Annotated in this window: 15 protein-coding genes; 7 read left to right on the forward strand and 8 right to left on the reverse strand. The window is 72.9% G+C overall.

The genetic code is table 11. The annotated features are described in order from the left end of the window. Both FHX31_RS20300 and FHX31_RS20305 read right to left on the reverse strand, forming a co-directional pair. The gene (locus tag FHX31_RS20300) at positions 1-1,569 is read right to left on the reverse strand and encodes a glycosyltransferase family 2 protein (protein WP_013285271.1); all 1,569 of its coding nucleotides are present in this window, start codon (positions 1,567-1,569) and stop codon (positions 1-3) included. Continuing rightward, complete coding sequence (locus tag FHX31_RS20305) at positions 1,566-3,134, reverse strand: glycosyltransferase family 4 protein (RefSeq protein ID WP_013285270.1); 1,569 nt, start codon at positions 3,132-3,134, stop codon at positions 1,566-1,568. Before FHX31_RS20305 ends, FHX31_RS20300 begins: the two co-directional genes overlap by 4 nt. A gap of 281 nt (positions 3,135-3,415) precedes the next feature. On the opposite strand from FHX31_RS20305, the gene FHX31_RS20310 reads away from it, so the two are divergent. Continuing rightward, complete coding sequence (locus tag FHX31_RS20310; RefSeq protein WP_184977007.1) at positions 3,416-4,606, forward strand: glycosyltransferase family 39 protein; 1,191 nt, start codon at positions 3,416-3,418, stop codon at positions 4,604-4,606. A 4-nt stretch (positions 4,607-4,610) separates the two neighbouring features. Here the strand turns inward: FHX31_RS20310 and FHX31_RS20315 are convergent, their stop codons facing one another. Beyond that, complete coding sequence (locus FHX31_RS20315; protein ID WP_221488109.1) at positions 4,611-6,521, reverse strand: DUF6311 domain-containing protein; 1,911 nt, start codon at positions 6,519-6,521, stop codon at positions 4,611-4,613. A 280-nt stretch (positions 6,522-6,801) separates the two neighbouring features. Between FHX31_RS20315 and FHX31_RS20320 the strand changes: the two genes are divergently transcribed. Together FHX31_RS20320 and FHX31_RS20325 are read left to right on the forward strand one after the other, a co-directional pair. Further along, positions 6,802-8,244, forward strand: a complete 1,443-nt coding sequence (locus FHX31_RS20320) for a glycosyltransferase family protein (RefSeq protein ID WP_013474735.1) — start codon at positions 6,802-6,804, stop codon at positions 8,242-8,244. Continuing rightward, the gene (locus FHX31_RS20325; RefSeq protein ID WP_071095902.1) at positions 8,241-10,391 is read left to right on the forward strand and encodes a glycosyltransferase family protein; all 2,151 of its coding nucleotides are present in this window, start codon (positions 8,241-8,243) and stop codon (positions 10,389-10,391) included. The genes FHX31_RS20320 and FHX31_RS20325 overlap by 4 nt, the downstream gene beginning before the upstream one ends. Before the next feature lie 67 nt (positions 10,392-10,458). Here the strand turns inward: FHX31_RS20325 and FHX31_RS20330 are convergent, their stop codons facing one another. From FHX31_RS20330 to FHX31_RS20350, 5 genes are all read right to left on the reverse strand, one after another. Beyond that, positions 10,459-12,078, reverse strand: coding sequence for a glycosyltransferase family 4 protein (locus FHX31_RS20330; protein WP_184977836.1), 1,620 nt, complete (start codon positions 12,076-12,078; stop codon positions 10,459-10,461). A 50-nt stretch (positions 12,079-12,128) separates the two neighbouring features. After that, on the reverse strand, positions 12,129-13,811 hold the full coding sequence (locus FHX31_RS20335; RefSeq protein WP_184977009.1) for a glycosyltransferase family protein: 1,683 nt from the start codon (positions 13,809-13,811) through the stop codon (positions 12,129-12,131). Next, complete coding sequence (locus FHX31_RS20340; protein ID WP_013285263.1) at positions 13,808-14,833, reverse strand: Gfo/Idh/MocA family protein; 1,026 nt, start codon at positions 14,831-14,833, stop codon at positions 13,808-13,810. Before FHX31_RS20340 ends, FHX31_RS20335 begins: the two co-directional genes overlap by 4 nt. Continuing rightward, positions 14,830-15,939, reverse strand: coding sequence for a DegT/DnrJ/EryC1/StrS family aminotransferase (locus FHX31_RS20345; protein WP_013474731.1), 1,110 nt, complete (start codon positions 15,937-15,939; stop codon positions 14,830-14,832). The genes FHX31_RS20340 and FHX31_RS20345 overlap by 4 nt, the downstream gene beginning before the upstream one ends. 151 nt (positions 15,940-16,090) lie before the next feature. Beyond that, a complete protein-coding gene (locus FHX31_RS20350; protein WP_184977010.1) occupies positions 16,091-16,723 on the reverse strand; it encodes a TetR/AcrR family transcriptional regulator in 633 nt (210 codons plus the stop codon). Between the two features lie 155 nt (positions 16,724-16,878). Between FHX31_RS20350 and FHX31_RS20355 the strand changes: the two genes are divergently transcribed. The 4 genes from FHX31_RS20355 (at position 16,879) to FHX31_RS20370 (ending at position 21,877) form a co-directional block, all read left to right on the forward strand. Continuing rightward, complete coding sequence (locus FHX31_RS20355; RefSeq protein ID WP_013285260.1) at positions 16,879-17,781, forward strand: ABC transporter permease; 903 nt, start codon at positions 16,879-16,881, stop codon at positions 17,779-17,781. After that, positions 17,774-18,574: an ABC transporter ATP-binding protein gene (locus FHX31_RS20360; RefSeq protein WP_013285259.1), complete on the forward strand. Its 801-nt coding sequence runs from the start codon at positions 17,774-17,776 to the stop codon at positions 18,572-18,574. The genes FHX31_RS20355 and FHX31_RS20360 overlap by 8 nt, the downstream gene beginning before the upstream one ends. A 104-nt stretch (positions 18,575-18,678) precedes the next feature. After that, positions 18,679-20,181 carry a bifunctional cytidylyltransferase/SDR family oxidoreductase gene (locus FHX31_RS20365; RefSeq protein WP_013285258.1) on the forward strand — a complete coding sequence of 501 codons (1,503 nt, stop codon included), beginning with the start codon at positions 18,679-18,681 and terminating at the stop codon, positions 20,179-20,181. A gap of 19 nt (positions 20,182-20,200) precedes the next feature. Then, positions 20,201-21,877 (forward strand): CDP-glycerol glycerophosphotransferase family protein, encoded by a 1,677-nt coding sequence (locus tag FHX31_RS20370; RefSeq protein ID WP_184977011.1) that lies wholly within the window; start codon positions 20,201-20,203, stop codon positions 21,875-21,877. The last annotated feature ends 5 nt before the right edge of the window (positions 21,878-21,882 follow it).

Genomic DNA, 21,882 nt, shown 5'->3' on the forward strand with positions numbered 1-21,882 from the left:
CTACTTTCCTCCAGAGGGCCAGATTCGGCGCAGGCGGGCAAGGAACCGACCGGGGGTCACCGGCGTGATCGCGACGATCACCTGGCCCTTGTGGTTCGTGGTGGGTGTGACGAGGTGCCAGCGGACACCGCGCCGGGCCACCAGCCGGGGTGCGGCGACGGGGCGGTCGGTGCGCAACGGCGCCGAGCCCGTCCCGCCCAGGGCGGAGACCTCGGCGCGTACGATACGACGCTCGCCTGTCCCCGCGACGACCGCCAGCAACCGGTCCACCGCGAAGTCCGTTCGTACGACGGTACCGCTGCCGGAGGACTCGGCCGACGTGACACCCGTCAGATCGCCCACACTGACCCGCAGCGCCTCCGCGCTCAGCTCGGCCAGCTCGGCCCGGCGGCTGCGGGCGGTGACCACCAGGGCCCGCGCCCCGGCGGCGTCGCGTCCCCAGGCCAGCCCGGTCGCGGTCAGCTTGGCCAGTATCGCGGCGGCCCGCTCGGTGACGTCGTACCAGTCGTCCGGGTAGCCGAACGCCGGGTCGCGGAAGCCGACGTGGTCGGCGTACCAGCGGTCGCCGTCGACGACCACCTCGGGCAGTGACCGGTCGGACTGCTGGCCGATGAGCGTGCACAGCGCGTCCAGGTCGCCGTCGCGCGCCACCGCCACCCGCAGCCGCTCCTCGGGCGCCATCCGGGCGGTCACCCCGTCGGTCAGGTACGCCTCGGCGAGCTTGCGGATCCGGTCGTGGACGTGCCGCTGCACGTCCGGGGCGAGGGCGAGGAACTCCGCGCGGAGCAGCTTCGCCACCTCCCAGGTGAAGTGGCGCACCAGCACTGCGTCCCGCCGCGGGCCGGGCTCGATCAGGCCGGCGACGAACCCGACGAGTTCCTCGGCGCAGCGCAGCCGCTCCTCGAACCGGCTGGCGTACGTGATGTTCTGGGCGTTGTCCCGCTTGACCGCGTAGTAGAACTCGTAGTCGCCGAGGACCGACACCTTCTTCGCCCGGACGCACGCCTCCAGCGTGAACGGCTGGTCGCTGCCCATCCGCATGTCCGTACGGAACCGCAGGCCGTGCCGCTCGATCAGGTCCCGGCGGAACAGCTTGGTGTTCGACAACGACCAGGGCAGGTCGCTGTCGAACAGGTCGAGCCGCTCCCGGGTGGTGGCGTAGACGGCCTGGTGCACGTAGCGCTTGTTGGTGCCGACCATCCGGCCGAGCACCACGTCGGAGTCCCACCGGTCGGCGGCGTCGACGAGGCGCTCCAGCGCCTCCGGGCCGAGGTGGTCGTCCGAGCCGATGAAGAAGACGTACCGGCCGCGGGCGTGGTCGAGCGCCAGGTTGCTCGGCGCCGCCGGGCCGCCGGAGTTGGCCTGGTGCAGCACCCGGACCGTGCCCGGGTACCGCTCGGCGTAGCGGTCCAGTTCCGCGCCGCTGCCGTCGGTGGAGCCGTCGTCGACGGCGACGACCTCCAGCCGGTCCCGGCCGATGCTCTGCCCGACGAGCGAGTCGAGGCAGGCGGTCAGGTACGGCATGGTGTTGTAGACGGCGACCACCACCGTCACGTCCGGCCCGTTCACGCGCCCACCTCCACCTGTGCCGGCTCCACCGGGGCGTGCGCCGGCGGCGTCGGCCGGGGCGGCGCGTCGGGCAGCAGCCGGGAGTAGACCTCGTCGAGAACCCGCGCCTGCGCCTCCCAGGTCCAGCCGGCCAGCAGGCCCGGCCGGTCGTACGCGGCGCGGTACCGCTGCGGGTCGGCGAGCACCGCGGTGACCGCGCGGACGAAGTCGGCCACGTCCTCGGCGCGGAACACCTCGCCCTGACCGGTCTCCCGGACAGTCTCGGCCATGGTGCGCACGTCGGAGACGACCAGTGGCAGACGGGCGTGTGAATACTCGAAGAACTTGGTGATCAGCGCGATCTCGTGGTTCGGCCAGTGCTGGATCGGGATGACGCCGACCTGCGCGCCGCCGAGATACCGGACCACCTGGTGGTGCGGCACGTACGGCAGCACGTGCACCCGGTCCGCCACGTCCAGCTCACCGGCCCGGGTGACCAGGCCCCTGACGTACGCCGAGTCGGGCTTGTTGACCACGAACGCGACGTGCGCGCCGGGCAGCCGGGGCAGCGCCTCGACCATCACGCCGAGGCCGCGCTTGGCGGCGGCCACCCCGCTGTAGACCAGCAGCGGCTCGTCCGGCCCGAGCCCGCAGCGGGCGCGGATGTCCGGCGCCGGCCCGGCCGGATCCGCGGGCAACTCGTCCACCGCGGGTGCGTTGAGCACGACCGCCGGCCGTTCGGCCAGCCCGTGCTCGGTGCGCAGCAGGTCGGCCAGACCACCGGAGACGGTCATGGTGGCGTCGGCGTACGGCACGTACTCCCGCTCGTGCGCCACGTTGCCGGGCAGCCAGCGGGCGTTGTCGCGCCACGGCTGCACGCCGGGAAGATATTCGTGGGCGTCCCAGAGCAGCGCGATCCGGCGGCCCTTCGCGGCGGCCCGGACCTTCGCGCGGGCGCCGACGCCGAGCATCCGGAAGTCGTTGGCGTGGATCAGGTCCGGCGCCAGCTCGTCGACCACCGGGCCGTAGGCCAGCTCGTAGTCCCACAGGCCCGGTTCCAGGCGCCGCCACGCGCCGTCGCCGCGCAGCTTGCGCCAGAACAGCGTGTACGCGCGGTCCCAGGGGCCGTCCAGCTTGCGGCCCTTGCGGGCCCGGGTGAGCTGACGGTTGCGGAAACCGACCCACTTGCGGGTCAGGCCGGACAGCTTCTCCTCGGCGCGCAGCGCGGCCCAGGGCAGCCCGCCCGGCCGGCCCGCGCCGGACTCGCGGGCAGCGACGGTGAGCGCCGCCCGGCGGACCGCCAGGTCCGCGCGCCATGCCTTCACCGCCTGGGTACGCTGCGCCGCGATGCCGCTGGGCGGATAGGCGAGCGGGTGCCGCAGCCAGGCCCGGCGGAACTCGTGCCGGCGGCGGGCCAGCGGCTCGGGCATCGGCACGAGGCGTACCTCGGCGGCGCCGAGGCGCCAGCTCTGCGGGCTGCCGACCGGCGCCCGGCCGAGCAGCACGACGTCCCAGCCGGCATCGGCGGCGGAGCGGGCCGCCTTCTGCACCCGGGAGTCACCGATGACCCCGTTGTCCACCAGCATCACGACCCGTCCCCGGGTGCCCGCCGCTGCGGTCGTGCCGTCAGATCCCATTCCTGCCCGTTTCGTCGTCGCCAGCACCGCGCCCGCGGACCCGAGCGAGTCTACGACAGCGGATCGGGCTCGAACGCCCGCCGCCGCCGGTGCCCCACGACCTGGTGTGACGGTTGCTACCCTCCATCCTGTTCAACGACCGGCGCCCGCTCCGGGTCGTTCGCCGGGTCGCCGGCCGCGCCACGCGGGGCCTCCGGACAATCGCAGCTCAGCGCGAACGGGACCGCACAATGGACGTGGTGACCACCGAGGAACCCAGCCGGCCCGCACCAGCCCCGCCGACCGGCCCGGCCACAGCCGACCGCGTCCGGCCCGGCTACGTCCGGCGGCTGCGCGACGCCGCCCGGGACGCGGCGCCCGCGCTGGCGTTGTACGCGGTGATCCGGCTGATCGGCGTGCTCGTCGTCTACCTGTGGGCCCGCAACATCGACGTCTCCCCGGTCAAGCGGCTCACCCGGGCCGACGGCAACTGGTACCTCGGGATCGTCCAGCACGGCTACGACGGGTACGAGAAGACCCAGAGCAACATGGCGTTCTTCCCGCTCTACCCGGGCCTGACCGCGGCCCTGGAGCGGCTCTCCCCGTTCAGCCCGCGCGAGTCGGCGCTGGTCGTGGCGTGGCTGGCCGCGCTGGCCGCCGCCTGGGGCCTGTACGCCATCGGCAAGCACCTGCACGACAGGCGTACCGGCATCCTGCTCGCCGCGCTCTGGGGCGCCGTGCCGCACGCCGTCGTGGAGTCGATGGGCTACAGCGAGAGCTTGTTCACCGCGCTGGCCGCCTGGACGCTGTACGCGTTGCTGCGCCGGCACTGGGTGACCGCCGGTGTGGTGTGCCTGTTCGCCGGCCTGACCCGGCCCACCGCCTCGTCGCTGATCCCGGTGGTGGGGCTGGCCGCGCTGCTGGCGGTCGTCAGGCGGCGCGACGGCTGGCGGCCCTGGGCGGCGCTGCTGCTCGCCCCGGCCGGGTGGCTGGGCTACCTGGCCTGGGTCGGCACCCGGACCGGCCGGCCGGACGGCTGGTTCCACATCCAGTCCGCCGGGTGGGGCACCACCTTCGACTTCGGCGTCTACACCGTCGACCGGGGCCAGCAGGCGCTGGTGCAGGTGGCCGCATTGCCGCTGCTGGTGGTCACCGTGGTGGCGCTGCTGTCGATCATGTTCTTCGCGTTGAGCGCGATCGACCGGCAGCCGTGGCAGTTGCTGCTCTACAGCGGCCTGATGCTCGTCACCACGCTCGGCGCGGCCGGTTACTACCACTCCAAGGCGCGGTTCCTGCTGCCGGCGTTCCCGCTGCTGCTGCCGGCCGCCGTGGGCCTGGCCCGGGCCGGATGGGCCCGGGCCGGCACGGTGCTGGTCACGCTCGTGGCGCTCTCCGCCTACTTCGGCGGCTATCTGCTGCTGATCTGGACGAAGTCGCCGTGACCGGTCAGCGGGTGAACGGCCGGACGTCCCACACCCAGACGTCCTCGACCCGCTCCCCCGGGCCGTAGAGCGCGTCCAGCACGGTCTTCAGGTCGTCGTGGCGGCGGGCGCCGCGGTCGGGCAGCACCACGGCGTCGGCCTTCCAGTAGCGGACGTCGGCGCGCGCCTGGTCGACGTCGGCCTGGCCGACCGTGGTGTCCCGCTCGCCGAGCGAGACGGCGGTGAGCAGCTTCGCCGTGGGCTGCGGGTCGACGCCCCAGCGGCCGGTGTTGTCGGTGGCGGAGACCGGCGCGAGGAAGTAGCCCTCGGGGACGGCGAAGCCGGCCACCGCGGCAGAACTCCAGTACAGCGACGTCATGCCGTTCACCGGGACCGGGACGAGCGTGCGGCCGGGCGCCACGTGGTCGCGCCAGGTGCCGGCGGTGACGAAGTCCGGCACCGGGGTGCGGCCCTTCGCGTCCAGCGGCATCGGCAGGATCGGCAGTAGCGCGGCGGCCACCGCCACGGCCCCGACGCGGGCGGCCAGCCGGCCGGCCGGTTCGGTGCGGCGGGCGGCGAGCCGGTCCCCGGCGACCGCCAGCAGCACACCGAGCGCCACCGTGGTGATCAGCGCGAACCGGGACACCACCACGGAGTCGAACACGGGCAGGTTCTGCACCAGGGCGAACGGCGCGGGGACGTCGGTGCGACGGGTGCCGACCGTCCAGGTGGTGCCGATGGAGAACAGCGCCGAGACAAGGCCGACAGCCCCGAGGACCCGGACCGCGGTCTCCCGGCGCAGCCACCAGAGCACCCCGGCCGCGAGCACCACCAGGGACCAGCCGTAGAAGCTGGCCTGCTCAGTGGTGTTCGGCGCCCAGCCGATCGCGCTGGTCGGGCCACCGGCGATCGACTTGGTGGCGAACTCGACGAACGAGCCGAGCTTGAGGGCGTAGATGTCCGGGGTGCCGGGGTGGCCGACCCGGTGCTGCGGGCCGGCGAACTGCATCCACAACGGGTACGCCGCCGCCGCGGACACGAGCACGGCGGTGATCGCCAGACCGGACAGCAGCGGACGCAGCCGGCGTACCGCGTCGCGGGGCCGGAAGACGAGGTAGGCCAGGACCAGCATCAGGCAGCCGAGCGCGGTCAGGAAGAGGATCTCCAGGCTGATGAAGAACTGGGCCACCACCAGCCCGCCCAGGATCAGGCCGTCGCGGATCACCCGCTCGCCGCGGGACAGCGCGATCACCCGCCAGACGATGAACGGCACCAGCCACTGCGCGGTGATGTGCGGGTGGCCGTTGCTGTGCGAGATCAGCGCCGGCGCGAAGGCGCAGAACAGTCCGCCGACGAACGCGGCCGCACGGGAGTCGACCACGTGCCGGGACAGCACGTGGTACCAGGCGTACCCGGTACCGGCCAGGTTCAGCGTGATGAACAGCAGATAGGAGAAGGACGCGCCGAAGAGCAGCGTGACCGGGGTGAGCACCAGGCCGGGCAGCTGCATCCCGACGTTCGTCATCAGGTTCACGCCGGCCGGGGCGTTCTGGAGCGTGGTGAAGAACGGGTTCTCCAGGTTGGTGACCGCGTGCGCCGCGTACGCCAGCATCCACTCGTTGAAGCCCTGGTCGTTCGGGCGGCTGCCGAGCAGCCGGCCGTCGTAGTCGCGCCAGCCGCGGGCGGTGACCCAGAACGCTCCGGCGAGGTAGACCAGGGCCACCAGCGCGTCGACCCGCCGCCACCGGCCGCCGCGCCGCTTTTCGGCCGCGGTGTCCGGCTCCGGCTGCTCCGGCTGCTCCGGCTGTTCCGGGGCCGCGGTCGTCGTCGGGCGCGGGGTGGACGACCCCGGATCGGACGAGTCGTCGGCCGCGGACCCGTCGCCGCCGGTGGGGGCGGGCTCACGGTCGCGGGTGTCGGGCGCAGGCGCGGTCATGGCGTAGGAGTCTACGAAAGCGGAGGCCGCGGTCGAGGACCGGCCGAGACGGCGTGTCCGGCCGGCCGGGACCGCCGGTGACGGGACCGCGGTGATCCGGGGCACGGCGCACCCGCCGGCCGCCGGGCGGCGGCAGGTCCGGCGCGCGAAACGGCGTTATTGTAGTGTCCGCACGCGCTCCGGCGGTCGTTACGCGGCCACCGGCACAGCAGGTACCGCGTCCGGCCGAGCCGTCCAGGCCGCGACACGGCATCTCCCCACCTCCCCAGGATCGGAATCGATGAACAACGGGCGAACTCTCTGGGACTCGTTGAAACTCCCCCGGCCGCGACGGTCCGGGTCCCGGCCGCACATGGTCTACCTCGCGATCGGCTTCCCACCGGCGGCCAAGAGCTGCGCCTACCGCATGCGGGAGACCGCGAACCAGTTCGCCGCCGCGGGCTGGGACGTGACCGCTGTCACCATCGCGGACGAGGCCTGGGAACGGGAGTACGGGCTCGACCACACCCTCTCCCAGGGTGTGGATCCCAGCGTGCGCGTGGTGAAGCTGCCGCTGTTCCGGGACGACCTCGAGACCGACATCCGCACGTTCACCGAGCAGCGTGCCCTGGCGCACAAGGACTACCTGGCCGACCTGCGCAAGCAGAACCTCAAGGTCTTTCCCGAGCCGGTCTTCGGCGGCTGGCGTCCGGCGCTGGAGAAGGCCCTGCTCCGGATCCACCGGGAGCGGCACGTCGACCTGCTGGTGACCACCTGCGCGCCGTACGTCAACCTGTCCGCGACCTGGAAGCTGTGGGAGACGCACCGGGTGCCGTACGTGGTGGACTTCCGCGACGGCTGGTCGGTCGACGTGATCAACAACGGTGAGGCGTTCACCCGGGAGTCGGTCTCCGGCCAGTGGGAGATCAAGCTGCTCACCAACGCCGTCGCCATCTGGAACGTCAACGAGCCGATCTCCCGCTGGTACCGCGAGCGCTATCCGGAACTGGCGCACAAGATGCGGGTCGTGCGCAACGGCTACGACGCGGCGAGCATCCCGGCCCAGGTCCGCCCCGCCCCGCCGGACCGGCCGCTGACCTTCGGCTACCTCGGCGCGCTGAACCTTCCCGTCCCGCTGCTGAGCGCCGTGCTCGAGGGCTGGCGCACGGCACGCGCCGAGGACCCGGCGCTGGCCGACGCCCGCTTCGAGGTGCGGGGCCACATCGGCGCCGCCTGGGCGCGCGGCGACAACGCGCACGCGGAGCTGCTCAGGGCCGCCGCCGTCGACGGCGTGCTGGTCGGCGGCTCGGTGCCCAAGGCCGAGGTGGTCGACCTCTACTCCCGCTGGGACGCGGTGGTGCTGATGGTGACCGGCGGCCGGTACATGACCTCCGGCAAGGTGTACGAGTACATGGCGACCGGCCTGCCGGTGGTCTCCGCCCACGAGGCCGACCACGACGCCTCCACGGTGCTGTCCACCTATCCACTCTGGACCGGCGCGGTCGGGCTGGACCCGGCCGAGCTGACCGGCGCCTTCCGGCGGGCCGCCGCGATGGCCCGTACCGCCGACGCGGCCGAGCGGGAGAAGGCCCGCGCCGAGGCGCGGCAGTACGCCCGCGAGGAGCAGCTCATCCCCGCCGTCCGGGAGGTGACCGAGCTGGTGCTGGGCACCGGCGGTCCGGCCGGCACCCCACAGCCCTCCCCCGCCGGCGCGCGCGTCCTGGCCCGAGAAGGTAGGTCATGATCGAGGTCCTGATGGTTATGGGCACCGTCCCCGGACGGGTGGCGGTCCTGACCGACGCGCTTCAGCAGTTCCGTGACAGGGGCGTCACCGTACGGGTGGCCACCACCTTCGACCCGGTGGAGAAGATCCCGGCGGCGACCGAGCTGGCCGAGGTGCACCTGCTGCCCACCGCCACCGAGCTGGGCCCCCGCTTCGGCCGGGCGGTCAAGCGGGCGGCCCCGGCCCGGCGCCCGTGGCTGCGCGCCCAGCGCGACCCGTGGGTACGCCGGCACGCCAAGCGGGCCGACGTCCTGGTCGCGCTCGACGCGCAGGCCCTGCACACCGTCTGGCAGCTCGCGCAGCGCTACCGGCGGGCCGACGCCGTCTACGGCATCGCCCCGGCGCTGCGGGCGGTGGAGAAGCGGTCCGCCGACCCGGCGCGCTACCGCCGTCCCCGGCTGAACACCGTCGGCCCGGCCCCGACCGTGCTGGCGAGCGCCACCCGCAACCAGACCGTCGACCTGGCGAAGCGGGTGTTCGAGATGAGCACCGGCAAGCGGGCCATGAAGCTCAGCCCGGTGCGCTGGTTCTGGCAGGGCGCCGTCACGGCGCCCGGCCTGCCGGAGCGGCACCGCGGCAAGATCGCCCGGCGGGTCACCGGCAACATGCTCAAGACCGGGCACGGCGCCAGCGCGAAGCGGCTGGCGCTGGCGGCGCAGGGCCGGCTGAAGAGCCCGGCGACCAAGGGGCAGCTCCTCGGCCCGATCGTGGACGCGGAACTGAGCCAGGGCAAGGTGCCCGAGCACCTGATGACAGTGGTGCGAGGTCAGCTCAAGCTCGCCGACGGCTTCCTCAAGAAGCGCAACCCGGGCAAGGCCGCGCCGCACGTGCTGCGCGCGTTCAACCTGATGTTTCACCGGATCGTGCAGTTCGACGGCACCACCTCGCCGCTGGCCGAGGACCCGGAGAAGTTCCTCGCGCCGCTGCACGACAGCGAGGCCGGCCGGGCGATGGCGACGCCGCGCGGGCGGCAGAGCCCGGCGGCGTTCCCGCCCGCCGGCCGGCCGCACCGGATGCTCTTCTTCACCGGGCTGAACGACAACTTCCTCGGGCCGATCCTGGAGCGCTACGAGGCGATGCCCGGGGTGGAGGTCCGCCGGCTGAACCTGATGGAGGAGTCGATCCTCCCGGTGCTCAGCAACGGCCGCACCAACGTGACGCTCCACATGCTCGCCGGCGCCTCCAAGCGGGCCGGGGAGGTCCAGGAGGCGTGGGGCCCCCACCTGGAGTGGGCGGACACGGTCTTCGTGGACTGGTGCAACCTCGGCGCCGCGATGCTGACGATGATCGACCCGGGCACCACCCGGGTGATCGTCCGCCTGCACAGCTTCGAGGCGTTCAGCTGGTGGCCGCACCTGACCGACTGGTCGCGTGTGGACGACGTGGTCTTCGTCTCCGAGCACCTGCGCGACCTGGCGCTGGCCGCGGTGCCGCGGCTGCGCGCGCCGCAGGGCCCGCGGACCCACATGATCAGCAACGCGATGGACCTGCACCGGTACGTGGCGCCGAAGGTCTCCGCCGACAGCCGGTTCACGCTCGGGCTGGTCGGGTTGAGTTCCCTGGCGAAGGACCCGCGCTGGGCCCTGGCGGTGCTGCGGGAGCTGCGCCGGCACGACGAGCGGTACCGTCTCAAGCTGGTCGGCGACGACCTCAACCCGGAGCTCAGCCCGGCGATCACGGCCTACGTCCGGGAACTCGACGCCGAGCTGGCCGAGCTGGAGCCGTCCGGCGCGGTGGTGCGGACCGGCCGTACCGAGGACGTCCCCGGTGCGCTCACCGACGTCGGGGTCATCCTCAGCACCTCGCTGCGGGAGAGCTTCCACTGTGCGCTCGTCGAGGGCGCGGCCAGCGGCGCGGTGCCCGTGGTGCGCGACTGGCCGTTCTTCGCCGGCCGCCCGCACAGCGCCCGGAGCCTGTTCCCGAGCGACTGGGTGGTGGGTACGCCGCAGGAGGCCGCCGAGCGGATCCTGGCCCTCACCGCCACCGAGGAGACCTGGCGTGAGGCGGGCCGGGCCGCGGCGTCGCACGTGCTGAGCACCTGGGACTGGTCGGTGACGCAGAAGGACTTCGACCGGCTGCTGCTGGAGCCGCCGGCCACGTCCGGCTGACCGGCGTACACGTGATTCGGCCGGCTCCCCGTGACGGGGAGCCGGCCGAATCGTTCTGTGCCGGGGGTCAGCGCGAGGTGGCCGCGTACTCCCGCTCGTCGCCGGGACGCCGGGACGCCGGAGGACGCGCCCCGCTCGCGGCGGGCGTGCCCAGCAGCGAGCCGTACACCTCGTCGAGGATCCGGGCCTGGGCCTCCCAGGTCCAGCCCTCCAGCAGGCCGGGCTTGTCGTAGGCGGCCCGGTAGCGCTCCGGGTCGGCGAGCACGGCCCGGACGGCCCGGACGTAGTCGGCCCGGTCCTCGGCGGTGAACACCTCACCCTGCCCGGTGGCCCGCGCGGTCTGCGCCATGGTCTTCACGTCGCTGACCACGATCGGCAGCCGGGCGTGCGAGTACTCCAGGAACTTCGTGATCAGCGCCAGCTCGTGGTTGGGCTTGTGGTGGATCGGGATGACCCCGGCGTCCGCGCCGGACAGGAACGGCACCACCTGCCAGTGCGCCACGTACGGCAGCAGGTGGACACGGTCCGCGACGCCGAGTTCGGCGGCCCGCTCCCGCAGCGCCTCGGAGAACTGGTTGTCGCCGTTCGGGTTCATGGTCACGAACGCGACGTGCACGTCGGGCAGCTCCGGCAGCGCCTCCACCATGATCTGGCAGCCCCGGCTCGGGTTCACCGCGCCGGAGTAGACGAGCACCGGCGTACGGCTGTCCACGCCGCACAGCGCCCGCAGGTCCGGCACGTCGCCGTCGGCCTCGGCCGGCGGCGCCATCGGCGCGTTGAGCACCACGGCCGGCCGGTCGGGCAGGTTGTGGGTCTCCTGGAGCAGGTCGGCGAGCGTGTCGGAGACGGTCACCACCGCGTCCGGATAGGCGGCGTACTCAGCCGTGTAGGCGATCTGGGCCGGCAGCCAGCGCGGGTTGTCGGCCCGGCCGGTGATGCCGCCGACGAACTCGTGGGCGTCCCAGACCAGCTTGGTCCGCCGGCCGGCGGCCCGGGCCCGCAGCGTCGCCCGCGCGCCGATGCCGAGCATCCGGAAGTCGTTGGCGTGGATGATGTCCGGCTTGAGTTCGTCGAGCGTCTTGCGGAAGGCCAGTTCGAAGTCCCACAGGCCCGGGTCCAGCCGGCGCCAGGCGCGGTCGCCCAGCAGCCCCTGCCAGAACCGCACGGGCAGGCGGCTGAACAGCGCCTCCGGGTCGGTCTGCGCCTTGCGCAGCCGACGGGTCTCGCCGCTGCGGAACCGTACCCAGCGGGCGAACGCGGTGGCGGCGGCGCGGGACGGCAGCTGGGCCGCCCGTCCCACGGCGGCCGGAAGCCCGCCGCCCAGCGCCTGGGCGCGGACGCGGCGCTCGTACAGATCGGCCTGCCAGGCCTTGATCTCCTGGACCCGGTACGCGGCCTTGGTGGTGGACGCGTACGCCAGCGGCCGGCGCAGCGACCGGCTGTACTCCCGGGGCAGCCGGTGCAGCGGCTTGGGTACCCGCAGCAGCCGCACCTCGGCGCCGCCGATGCGCCAGGTGTCCACGTCGGAGCGGGCGTTGCGGATGCCGAGGAGGAAGACCTCCCAGCCGGCGTCGGCGGCCGAGCGCGCTGCCTTCTGCACCCGGGAGTCGCCGTGGACGCCGTTGTCGACCAGCATCACCACCCGGCCCCGGGTCGGTCGGGCATCGCTGTTAGCGCCAGCTTGCATCGGGTGCTTCTCCTCGTTGACGGTGCGGGCGTGGGTGGTGGTCGGGCGGGTCACCGGAGGAAGGCGTCGAAGACCTCGGCGGTGCGCCGCCCGTCGTGGTGGTCACGGACGTAACGGGTGCCCTCCGCGGCCAGGGCGACCGCGGCGGGCCGGTCGTCGAGCAGCGACTCGATGGTCTTGACGAGGGTGCCGGGGGTGGCGTTGGCGATCGGCGGCTGGACCCCGGCGGCCCGGTGCAGCCCCTCGCTGAGGTACGCCACCACGACCCGGCCGGCGGCCATCCCCTCGCAGGAGAAGGTGCCGTAGCTGCCCATCACCAACTGGTCGACCACGATGTCGCACTCCTGCACCTGGCGCCGCATCTCGTGGTGCGGCAGCCCTTCCACCAGGCGCAGTTCGATGATCCGTCGATCGTGCAGCTCCTGCAACCGGGGCAGTAGCCGGTCGGTGCCCTTGGTCCACCGCTTCGACGGCGCGTGCAGCACCACCGGCCGGGCGCGTTCCAGCACCGGGCGGTCGCAGGCCCAGGCGTCCACGTCGACGATCAGCGGCGCCCACGTGGCGGACGGCACGTCGTCCAGCAGGTCGGGGGTGGTCACGAAGAACGGCAGGCCGCTCTCCTCGGCGGTGCGCCGGTTCCGCTCGGCGACTGTGGTGAGCTGCCCGATCAGGTCCTCCGGGGCGTCCCGGAACGCGGACTCGGCGTGCCGCTCCAGGTGCGCGCCCGGATGGCGGATCTCGCTGCCGTGCGCCAGCAGCGCGACCTTGAGCCGGGCCCGGCGCAACGCGGGCAGGTCCGCGGCGATGTCGTCGCCGTTGGCCCGGCCGAGCACCGGACGGAACGCGTCCACGATCAGGTGGGTGTACCAGCCGAGCACCCGCTCGGCCCGCGCGATCTGCACGTCGAGCCGGTGCTCGCCGGGGTAGTTCAGGTAGCGGTCGGCCGGGTAGCGGTAGGTGGCCGGTGGCTTGGCCATCACCAGTTCCACGCCGACGTCGGCGCGGGCGGTGGTGATCGCCACCGCCAGGGCGGAGAGCTGCCCGGCGTAGTTCGCCGTGCCCAGCCCCAGCCGGATCGGCCCGGCGCCGAGCGGACGCCACGGGCCGGGCGTGCCGGCCTCGATCGGCGCGACCGGCGGCTCCTGCGCGGGAGATGCCTCGTCGCCGCCGCGCTGCCGGGCCCGTTCCACCGCCTTGGTGAACGAGGGCAGCGAGCCGGGCGCGAAGAATTCGCCGCCGCCGTGCCGGGCCAGGTGCTCGCGCGTCACCCGGCTGTCGGCGGCGACCACCCGCAGCCCGGCGGCGAGGAAGGTGTCCAGCAGGTCGAGACCGGCGTCCGGGTCGAACCCGAACACCGCCACGTCCGCCGGGGCGAGGAACGCGGCCGTCACCGTACGCGGGCGCGGCACCACGTGGACCCGGCGGCGCGCCTTGCCGGCGCGGCGGGTCAGGTCCTGGGCCGGCGCCCGCTCCGCCTCGTCGCAGACCAGCGCCAGGTGGAACTCGGGCAGCCGGACGAGCGCGCGCAGCACGCCGTCCAGCGCCCGGTCGCCGGTGATCCCGCCGGCGTGCACCAGCAGCGGCGTGCCGGCGGGGAGTTCACACAGTTCGCGTACCGAAGGGGTCTGCCAGGGCCGCGCGCCGGCGGCGGCCCGGCGGAGCGCGATGCGCCACCGCCGGGGAATCCGCCGCCGTACCGCGGAGACCGTCCGCCGCACCGGCGCCGGGCTCATCGCAGTGCCGGCTCCGCGTCGCTGCCGCTGGCCGCGACGGACACGACCTTGCCGTCGGCGGACGACTCCAGCAGGGCGGCCGCGACCTGCACGGTACGCAGACCCTGCCGCAGCGTGACGATGTCGCTCTGCTTGCCCTCGACCGCGTCCCGGAAGCGCTCGTGCTCGACCAGCAGCGGCTCCCGCTTCGGGATCGCGTAGCGGACCATGTCGCCCTCGGCCACGCCGCGGAACGCGCGCAGCGCCTCCCACTCGGTGTCGATGGCGGCGTTGGCGTAGAAGGTCAGGTCGGCGGTGAGCGTGTCGGCCACGAAGCAGCCCTTGTCACCGGTGACCACAGTCGACCGCTCCTTGAGCGGGCTGAGCCAGTTCACCAGGTGGTTGACCATCGTGCCGTCGGCGAGCTGGCCGACCACGGCGACCATGTCCTCGTGCAGCCGGCCGCTGCGCGAGACGGTGCGGGCGGCGACCGAGCTGTACTGCTGGCCGGTCACCCAGGCGGTCAGGTCGATGTCGTGGGTGGCCAGGTCCATCACCACGCCGACGTCGGCGATCCGGTGCGGGAACGGGCCCTGGCGCCGGGTCACGACCTGGAACACCTCGCCCAGCTCGCCCGCCTCCAGGCGGGTGCGCAGGCTCTGCAGTGCCGGGTTGTAGCGCTCGATGTGCCCGACGCCGGCGACCAGGCCGGCGTTCTCGAACGCCTCGACCAGCCGAGTGGCGGCGTCGACGGACTGGGCGAGCGGCTTCTCGATGAGCGCGCAGACGCCGTTGGCGGCCAGCTCCATGCCGATCGGCTCGTGCAGCGCCGTCGGGCAGGCCACCACCGCGTAGTCGACGCCGAGGGCGAGCAGGTCGCTCAGCTCGGGTACGACGGGCGCGCGCAGCGTGCCGGTCACGTCGCCGGCCGGGTCGACCACGCCGACCAGCTCGACGCCGTCCAGGTTGGACAGCACGCGGGCGTGGTTGCGGCCCATCGCGCCGAGGCCGATCAGGCCGGCCCGCAGCTTCCGTCCGCTCATCGGGCACCCCCGGCCAGGTTCGCGCCCTCGGCGATCCGCTCCAGGTCGGCAGGGCTCAGCGACGGGTGCACAGGCAGCGAGACCACCTCGGCGGCGGCCCGCTCGGTCTCCGGCAGGTCCCACGCGCCCGGCTTGCCGTCGGCGTCGAGGTACGGCTTGAGCCGGTGGATCGGGGTCGGGTAGTAGACCGCGTTGCCGATGCCCAGCTCGGTGAGGCGGGCCTGGGCGGCGTCCCGGTCGGCCCGCACCCGCACGGTGTACTGGTGGTAGACGTGCTTGGCGCCGTCGGCGACGGGCGGGGTGACCATGCCGGTGATCGCCGAGTCGAGGAACTTGGCGTTGGCGCGGCGCTGCTCGGTCCACTCGGCGAGCTGGGTGAGCTGCACCCGGCCGATGGCGGCGGCCACGTCGGTCATCCGCATGTTGGCGCCGACGATCTCGTTGGCGTACCGCTGCTCCATGCCCTGGTTGCGCAGCAGCCGCAGGGTCCGGGCGAGGTCCGCGTCGGCGGTGGTGATCATGCCGCCCTCGAGGGAGTGCATGTTCTTCGTCGGGTAGAAGCTGAAGCAGCCGGCGGTGCCGAACGCGCCGACCGGGGTGCCGTTCAGCTCGGCGCCGTGCGCCTGCGCGGCGTCCTCGACCACTGCGAGGCCGTGCTGCTGCGCGATCGCCATGATCCGGTCCATCGCGGCCGGGTGGCCGTAGAGGTGCACCGGCATGATCGCGACCGTCTTCGGCGTGATCGCCGCGGCGACCGCCTCCGGGTCGACGCAGAAGCTGCCCGGCTCGATGTCCACGAAGACCGGCTCGGCGCCGACCAGCCGGACCGCGTTGCCGCTGGCGGCGAAGGAGAAGGACGGGACGATGATCTCGTCACCCGGGCCGAAGCCGAGCGCCATCAGCGTCAGCTGGAGCGCGGAGGTGCCGGAGTTGACGGCGACGCAGTGCCGGCCGCCGACCAGGTCGCCGAACTCCTCCTCGAACGCGGCGACCTCGGGGCCCTGCACGACCCGGCCGCTCCGCAGCACCCGGACGGCCGCCTCGATCTCGGCTTCGCCGATGATCGGCCGTGCGGGGGGAATGAACTCTGGATGCGGCCCGACCATGGGGCTTCCTCCTGTCGACGCGTGGTTCATGAGAGACATTTCGGGGGATGGTACCGGTCTGTCGGGAAAACCAACGGGTTGCACTGATTGTCCGACCGGATGTGACCTTCTGTTCATGATCGACGACGGCCCTCCGGGGGCGGCCCGGGGTTCAGACTTCCACCTCGTCGCGTACAGGCCCCACGCATGCTACCCGCAGAGCGGCGACGATCGCGGCCGCCATCCGGGGCACCTCGGTGAGCTCCAGCGGGGCCCGGGAGATCGCCATCCGCCAGTAGACCGGGCCGACGATGAGATCGACGGCGGCGCGCCGGTCGGTGTCCGCGGACAGCTCACCGCGCTCGACCGCCCGGCCGATCAGGATCCGGCCGATGGCCTGCTGGTAGTCGTCCAGGGCGGCCTGCAGCTTCTCCGCGATCTGCGGGTTGCGGGCCGCCTCGGCCAGCAGGTCCGGGATGATCTGCGCGGCCAGCCGGTGACGCAACGCACGCGCCATCACGTGCAGCAGGATCTCCAGGTCACCGAGGAGGCTGCCGGTGTCCAGCAGCGGGATGTTCCGCCCCGCCACCGCCGAGACCATGTCCAGCACCAGGTCGAGCTTGGAACGCCAGCGGCGGTAGATGGCGGTCTTGCTCACACCGGCCCGGCGGGCCACCGCCTCGATGGAGAGGCGACCGTAGCCCACCTCGGCCAACTCCTGCATCACGGCGGCGCGGATGGCACTGGTGATCTCCCCGCGCAGCACCGCCGCGCCGGCCGGGGCACGCCTCTTCTCGGTCGTCACGTGGAACAATGTAGCGCAACGACGGTACGGTTGCGTCCCGACGTTCGGTGGACTACCTTCCATGCAGCAGCGAGGCGGCTCCTCCCCGCCCGGCCACGCTGGATCTCATTCACCGCACTGCTCCCCATCAGCACGAAAGATCGGAGCGCCTGAACATGGCCAACACCGCGGTGGCCGACCCCGAATCCGGACTGACCCGGGCCCAGCTGGCCCAGCGGTACGGGCTACGGGTGGCCGGGGAACGACCCGCCCTGGGCGAGTACGCCCGCAGGTTGTGGGCGTACCGGCACTTCATGACCGCGTACTCGCGGGCGAAGGTCGCCTCCTCGCTGAGCAACACCCAGCTCGGTCAGCTCTGGCAGGTGCTGACACCGCTCACCAACGCGGCGGTCTACTTCCTGATCTTCGGCGTGATCCTGGCCCAGCACCGGAACGTGCCGAACTTCATCGCGTACCTGTGCACCGGCATCTTCATCTTCATCTTCACCCAGACCGCGGCGTCCAACGGCACCAGCGCGATCACCGGAAACCTGGGCCTGATCCGGGCGCTCCAGTTCCCGCGGGCCGCGCTGCCGATCACCGTGACGCTGGTCCAGCTCCAGCAGCTGCTCATGTCGATGGTGGTGCTGGCCGCGATCGTGCTGCTGACCGGCGAGCCGATCACCTTCCGCTGGGTGCTGATCGTCCCCATGCTGCTGCTCCAGACGATCTTCAACGTCGGGCTGAGCATGGTGATGGCCCGACTCGGCTCCAAGGCCACCGACCTCAAGCAGGTCATGCCGTTCGTGATGCGCACCTGGCTGTACGCCTCGGGCGTGCTCTACCCGGTGGCGCTCATCCGCGAGCACCTGCCGAACTGGGCGGCGAACATCCTGGAGTGGAACCCGCCGCTGGTCTTCATCGAGCTGGCCCGCTACGCGCTGCTCGACTCGCACCAGCCGAACCTGATCAGCTCCCCGCTGAAGCTGTGGGCGATGGGCCTGTTCTGGGCGGTCGTGATGGGCATCGGCGGGTTCGTCTACTTCTGGCGCGGAGAGAAGGAGTACGGCCGTGGCTGAGCAGACCCTGCCGCTGAACGCCGGCCCGGTGACCGACTCGGGTCGCGTCCCCACGGTGGTGGTGGACGACGTGCACGTGATCTACCGGATCCACAAGGGCGCGAGCGGCGGCACCACCCCGGTCTCCGCGCTCAAGCGGATCGTCTCCCGCACCAAGGCGCCGAACATCCGCGAGGTGCACGCGGTCAAGGGCGTGAGCTTCACCGCGTACGAGGGTGAGGCGATCGGCCTGATCGGCAGCAACGGCTCCGGCAAGTCCACGCTGCTGCGCGCCATCGCCGGGCTGCTCCCGCCGGCCCGCGGCGCCGTCTACACCAAGGGCCAGCCGTCGCTGCTCGGCGTGAACGCCGCGCTGCTGAACGACCTGTCCGGCGAGCGCAACGTGGTGCTCGGCTGCCTGGCCATGGGCATGCCGCCGGAGGAGGTCAAGCGGATCGCCCCGGAGATCATCGAGTTCTCCGGGATCAACGAGCGCGGCGACTTCGCCTCGCTGCCGATGCGCACCTACTCCTCCGGCATGGGCGCGCGGCTGCGCTTCGCGATCTCCTCGGCGAAGAAGCACGACGTGCTGCTCATCGACGAGGCACTAGCCACCGGCGACCGCAAGTTCCGGGTCCGCAGCGAGCAGCGGGTCCGCGAGCTGCGCGACAGCGCCGGCACCGTCTTCCTGGTCAGCCACTCGATCGGCTCGATCCGGGACACCTGCGAGCGGACCATCTGGCTGGAGAGCGGCGTCCTGAAGATGGACGGCCCCACCAAGGAGGTCTGCGACGCGTACGAGAACCAGAAGTAGCGCCCTGGAGCGCACCGCATCGGGTTCCGCCCGGAGCGGTGCGCTCCGGCGTACGCGTTAAGGTTTTCGGATCCATCCCCTTTCACCCAGAGTGAGGTACGGCAATGACGCAGGACCACACCACCGCACCGGACGCCGCGCCGGCGAGCCCGGCACCCTGGCGCCCCGCGCGTACGGTGGCCGTGATCCTGGCCGGGGGGACCGGCACGCGCCTCGGGCTGGGCATCCCGAAGCAGCTCCTCAAGATCGCCGGTAAGCCGATCATCGAGCACACCCTCGCCGTCTTCGAGGCCGCGCCGGAGATCGACGAGATCATCGTGCTGATGGCCACCGGTCACGTCGACGACGCGCGGCGCATCGTCGCCGACGCCGGCTTCCGCAAGGTCACCAAGGTGATCGAGGGCGGCGAGACCCGCAACGACACCACCCGGATCGCGCTCGACGCGGTCGGCGAGGGCGACGTCAACATCCTCTTCCACGACGCGGTCCGCCCGCTGGTCAGCGCCCGGATCGTGCGCGAGTGCGTCAACGCGCTCTGGACGTACTCGGCCGTCGACGTGGCCATCCCGTCCGCCGACACGATCATCCAGGTCGACGCGGACGACTGCATCACCGACATCCCGGTGCGCTCCCGGCTGCGCCGCGGCCAGACCCCGCAGGCGTTCCGCTCCGGCACCATCCGCGAGGCGTACCGCCGCGCCGAGGGCGACCCCGACTTCGCCGCCACCGACGACTGCGGCGTGGTGCTGCGCTACCTGCCCGGCACGCCGATCAAGGTGATCGACGGCTCGGACGAGAACATCAAGGTCACCCACCCGGTCGACGTGCACCTGGCCGACAAGCTGTTCCAGCTCGCCGCCGCGCAGGCGCCCCGGCTGACCGACCACCGCAGCTACGCCGAGGAGCTGACCGGCCGGACCATCGTGGTCTTCGGCGGCAGCTACGGCATCGGCCACGACCTGGCCGAACTGGCCCGCGGCTACGGCGCCCAGGTCTTCCCGTTCAGCCGCTCCACCACCGGCACGCACGTCGAGCGCGCCGAGGACGTGGCCGCCGCGCTGAAGACCGCGTTCGAGGCCACCGGCCGGATCGACCACGTGGTGGTCACCGCCGGCATCCTGGAGAAGGGCGCGCTGGCCGAGATGGACTCCGAGACGATGGACCGTCTCCTGCACGTCAACTTCGTCGGGCCGGTCACCATCGCGCGCCAGTCCCTGCCGTACCTCCAGCAGACAAAGGGCCAGTTGCTGCTCTACACGTCCAGCTCCTACACCCGGGGCCGGGCCCGCTACGCGCTCTACTCGGCCACCAAGGCCGCGCTGGTCAACCTGACCCAGGCGCTCGCCGACGAGTGGGCCGAGTTCGGCGTACGGGTCAACTGCGTCAACCCGGAACGCACCGCCACCCCGATGCGGACGCGGGCGTTCGGCGAGGAGCCGGAGCACACGCTGCTCTCCTCCGAGGCGGTCGCGCAGGCGTCCCTGGACGTGCTGATCTCCGACCTGACCGGCCAGGTGGTCGACGTGCGCCGGTCCCCCGGCGAGCAGGTGGCCGCCGTACCGGCGCAGCCGGGCCCGCACCGGTCCGAACTGTCCGCCGACGCCTGAACCCGACGGGACGTACCAGATGCGTGGTGACCTGGTCCGCAAGCTGCTCGCCCGGGGGCTGACCACCGGGCTGGCGGTGCTGGCCTTCCTCGTCGTGGCGCTCACCGGCGCCACCGGCTGGGGCCTGGCCCTGGCGGTCGCGGCGCTGGCCGCCACCGCCTGGGAGCGCCGGGTCCGGCCGTCCGCCGACGGTCTCGCCGAGACGGTGCTCGTCGCCGCCGGCATCCTGGTCGGCTACGCCCGGCGCCTCGACGACGGCTTCGACCCGGCGCTCGCCGCCACCGCGCTGGTCCTGCTCGGCCTGGTGCTGCTGGTCGGCCCGCTGCGGCAGGCCGGCGCACTGGAGATCCGGGCGGCGAACCTCCCGGTCCGCACGTGGACACCCGTGGTCGCCGCCCGGCTCGGCGACGCGCTGCTGGTGCTGCTCGCCGTGGTGGCGCTCGCCGCCGCCCTGACGCTGCCCGCCTGGACGGCGCTGGTCGCCGCGCTGCTCGTCGGCGCCGGATGCGGGGCGGTCGCGCTGGACCTCGCCCGGCGCCGGTTCCGGCCGCCCGCCGGAGGCGGCCCGGTCGGCCGGGCACTGCGCCGCCACCAGCCCGAGTTCGTGCTGCACTTCTCCGCGCCACCCGGCTCGGAGTACCAGGTCACCATGTGGCTGCCGTACCTGGAACGGATCGGCCGCCCGTTCGTGGTGGTGCTGCGCGAGCCGGAGCTCCTGCCCGCGGTGGACGCCGCCACCCGCGCGCCGGTGGTCCTCTGCCCAACCCTGAAGGCGCTCGACGAGGCGCTGGTGCCCAGCCTGCGGGTCGCGTTCTACGTCAACCACGGCGCGAAGAACGCCCACCTGATCCGGTTCAACCAGCTCACCCACGTGCAGCTGCACCACGGCGACAGCGACAAGGCCCCCAGCGCCAACCCGGTCTCGGCCATCTTCGACAAGATCTTCGTGGCCGGGCAGGCCGCGATCGACAGGTACGCCCGCGCCGGCGTGGAGATCCCCGCCGACAAGTTCGTCGTGGTCGGCCGGCCCCAGGTCGAGGCGATCGAGGTACGCCGGGAGCCGGTCACCTCGGCGGCGCACCCCACGGTCCTCTACACCCCGACCTGGACCGGGCACCACGCCGACGCGAACTACTGCTCGCTGCCGGTGGCCGAGACGCTGATCCGCCGGTTGATCGACAGGGGCGCCGCGGTGATCCTGCGCGCCCACCCGTACACCGGCAAGAACCCGGCCTCGGCCCGCCAGTTCGCCCGGCTCACCGAACTGCTCGCCGCGGACCGGGCGAAGACCGGCCGGCCGCACCTGTGGGGCGCCGCCGCGGCCCGCGAGCTGACGCTCACCGAGTGCGTCAACCGCGCCGACGCGCTGGTCTCCGACGTGTCAGGGGTCATCTCCGACTGGCTCTACTCCGGCAAGCCGTACGCGGTCACCGACACCGGCGCCGACGGCGAGCACTTCGTCGAGCGGTTCCCGCTCGCGGCGTCCGGCTACGTGCTGCGGCGTGACATGTCCAACGTGGACGAGGTGCTCACCGACCTGCTCGACGCCGACCCGAAGGCGGCACAGCGCTGGACGGCGCGGACCCGCTACCTGGGCGACTTCCCCGCCGACGCCTACGCCGAGGCGTTCCTGTCCGCCGCCCGCCGGGAGCTGGAACCCGACTGGGCGGTCCCGGGGCCGCGCGCGGCCGGCTAGAAACG

The organism is Micromonospora sp. CNZ286, from assembly GCF_014207755.1.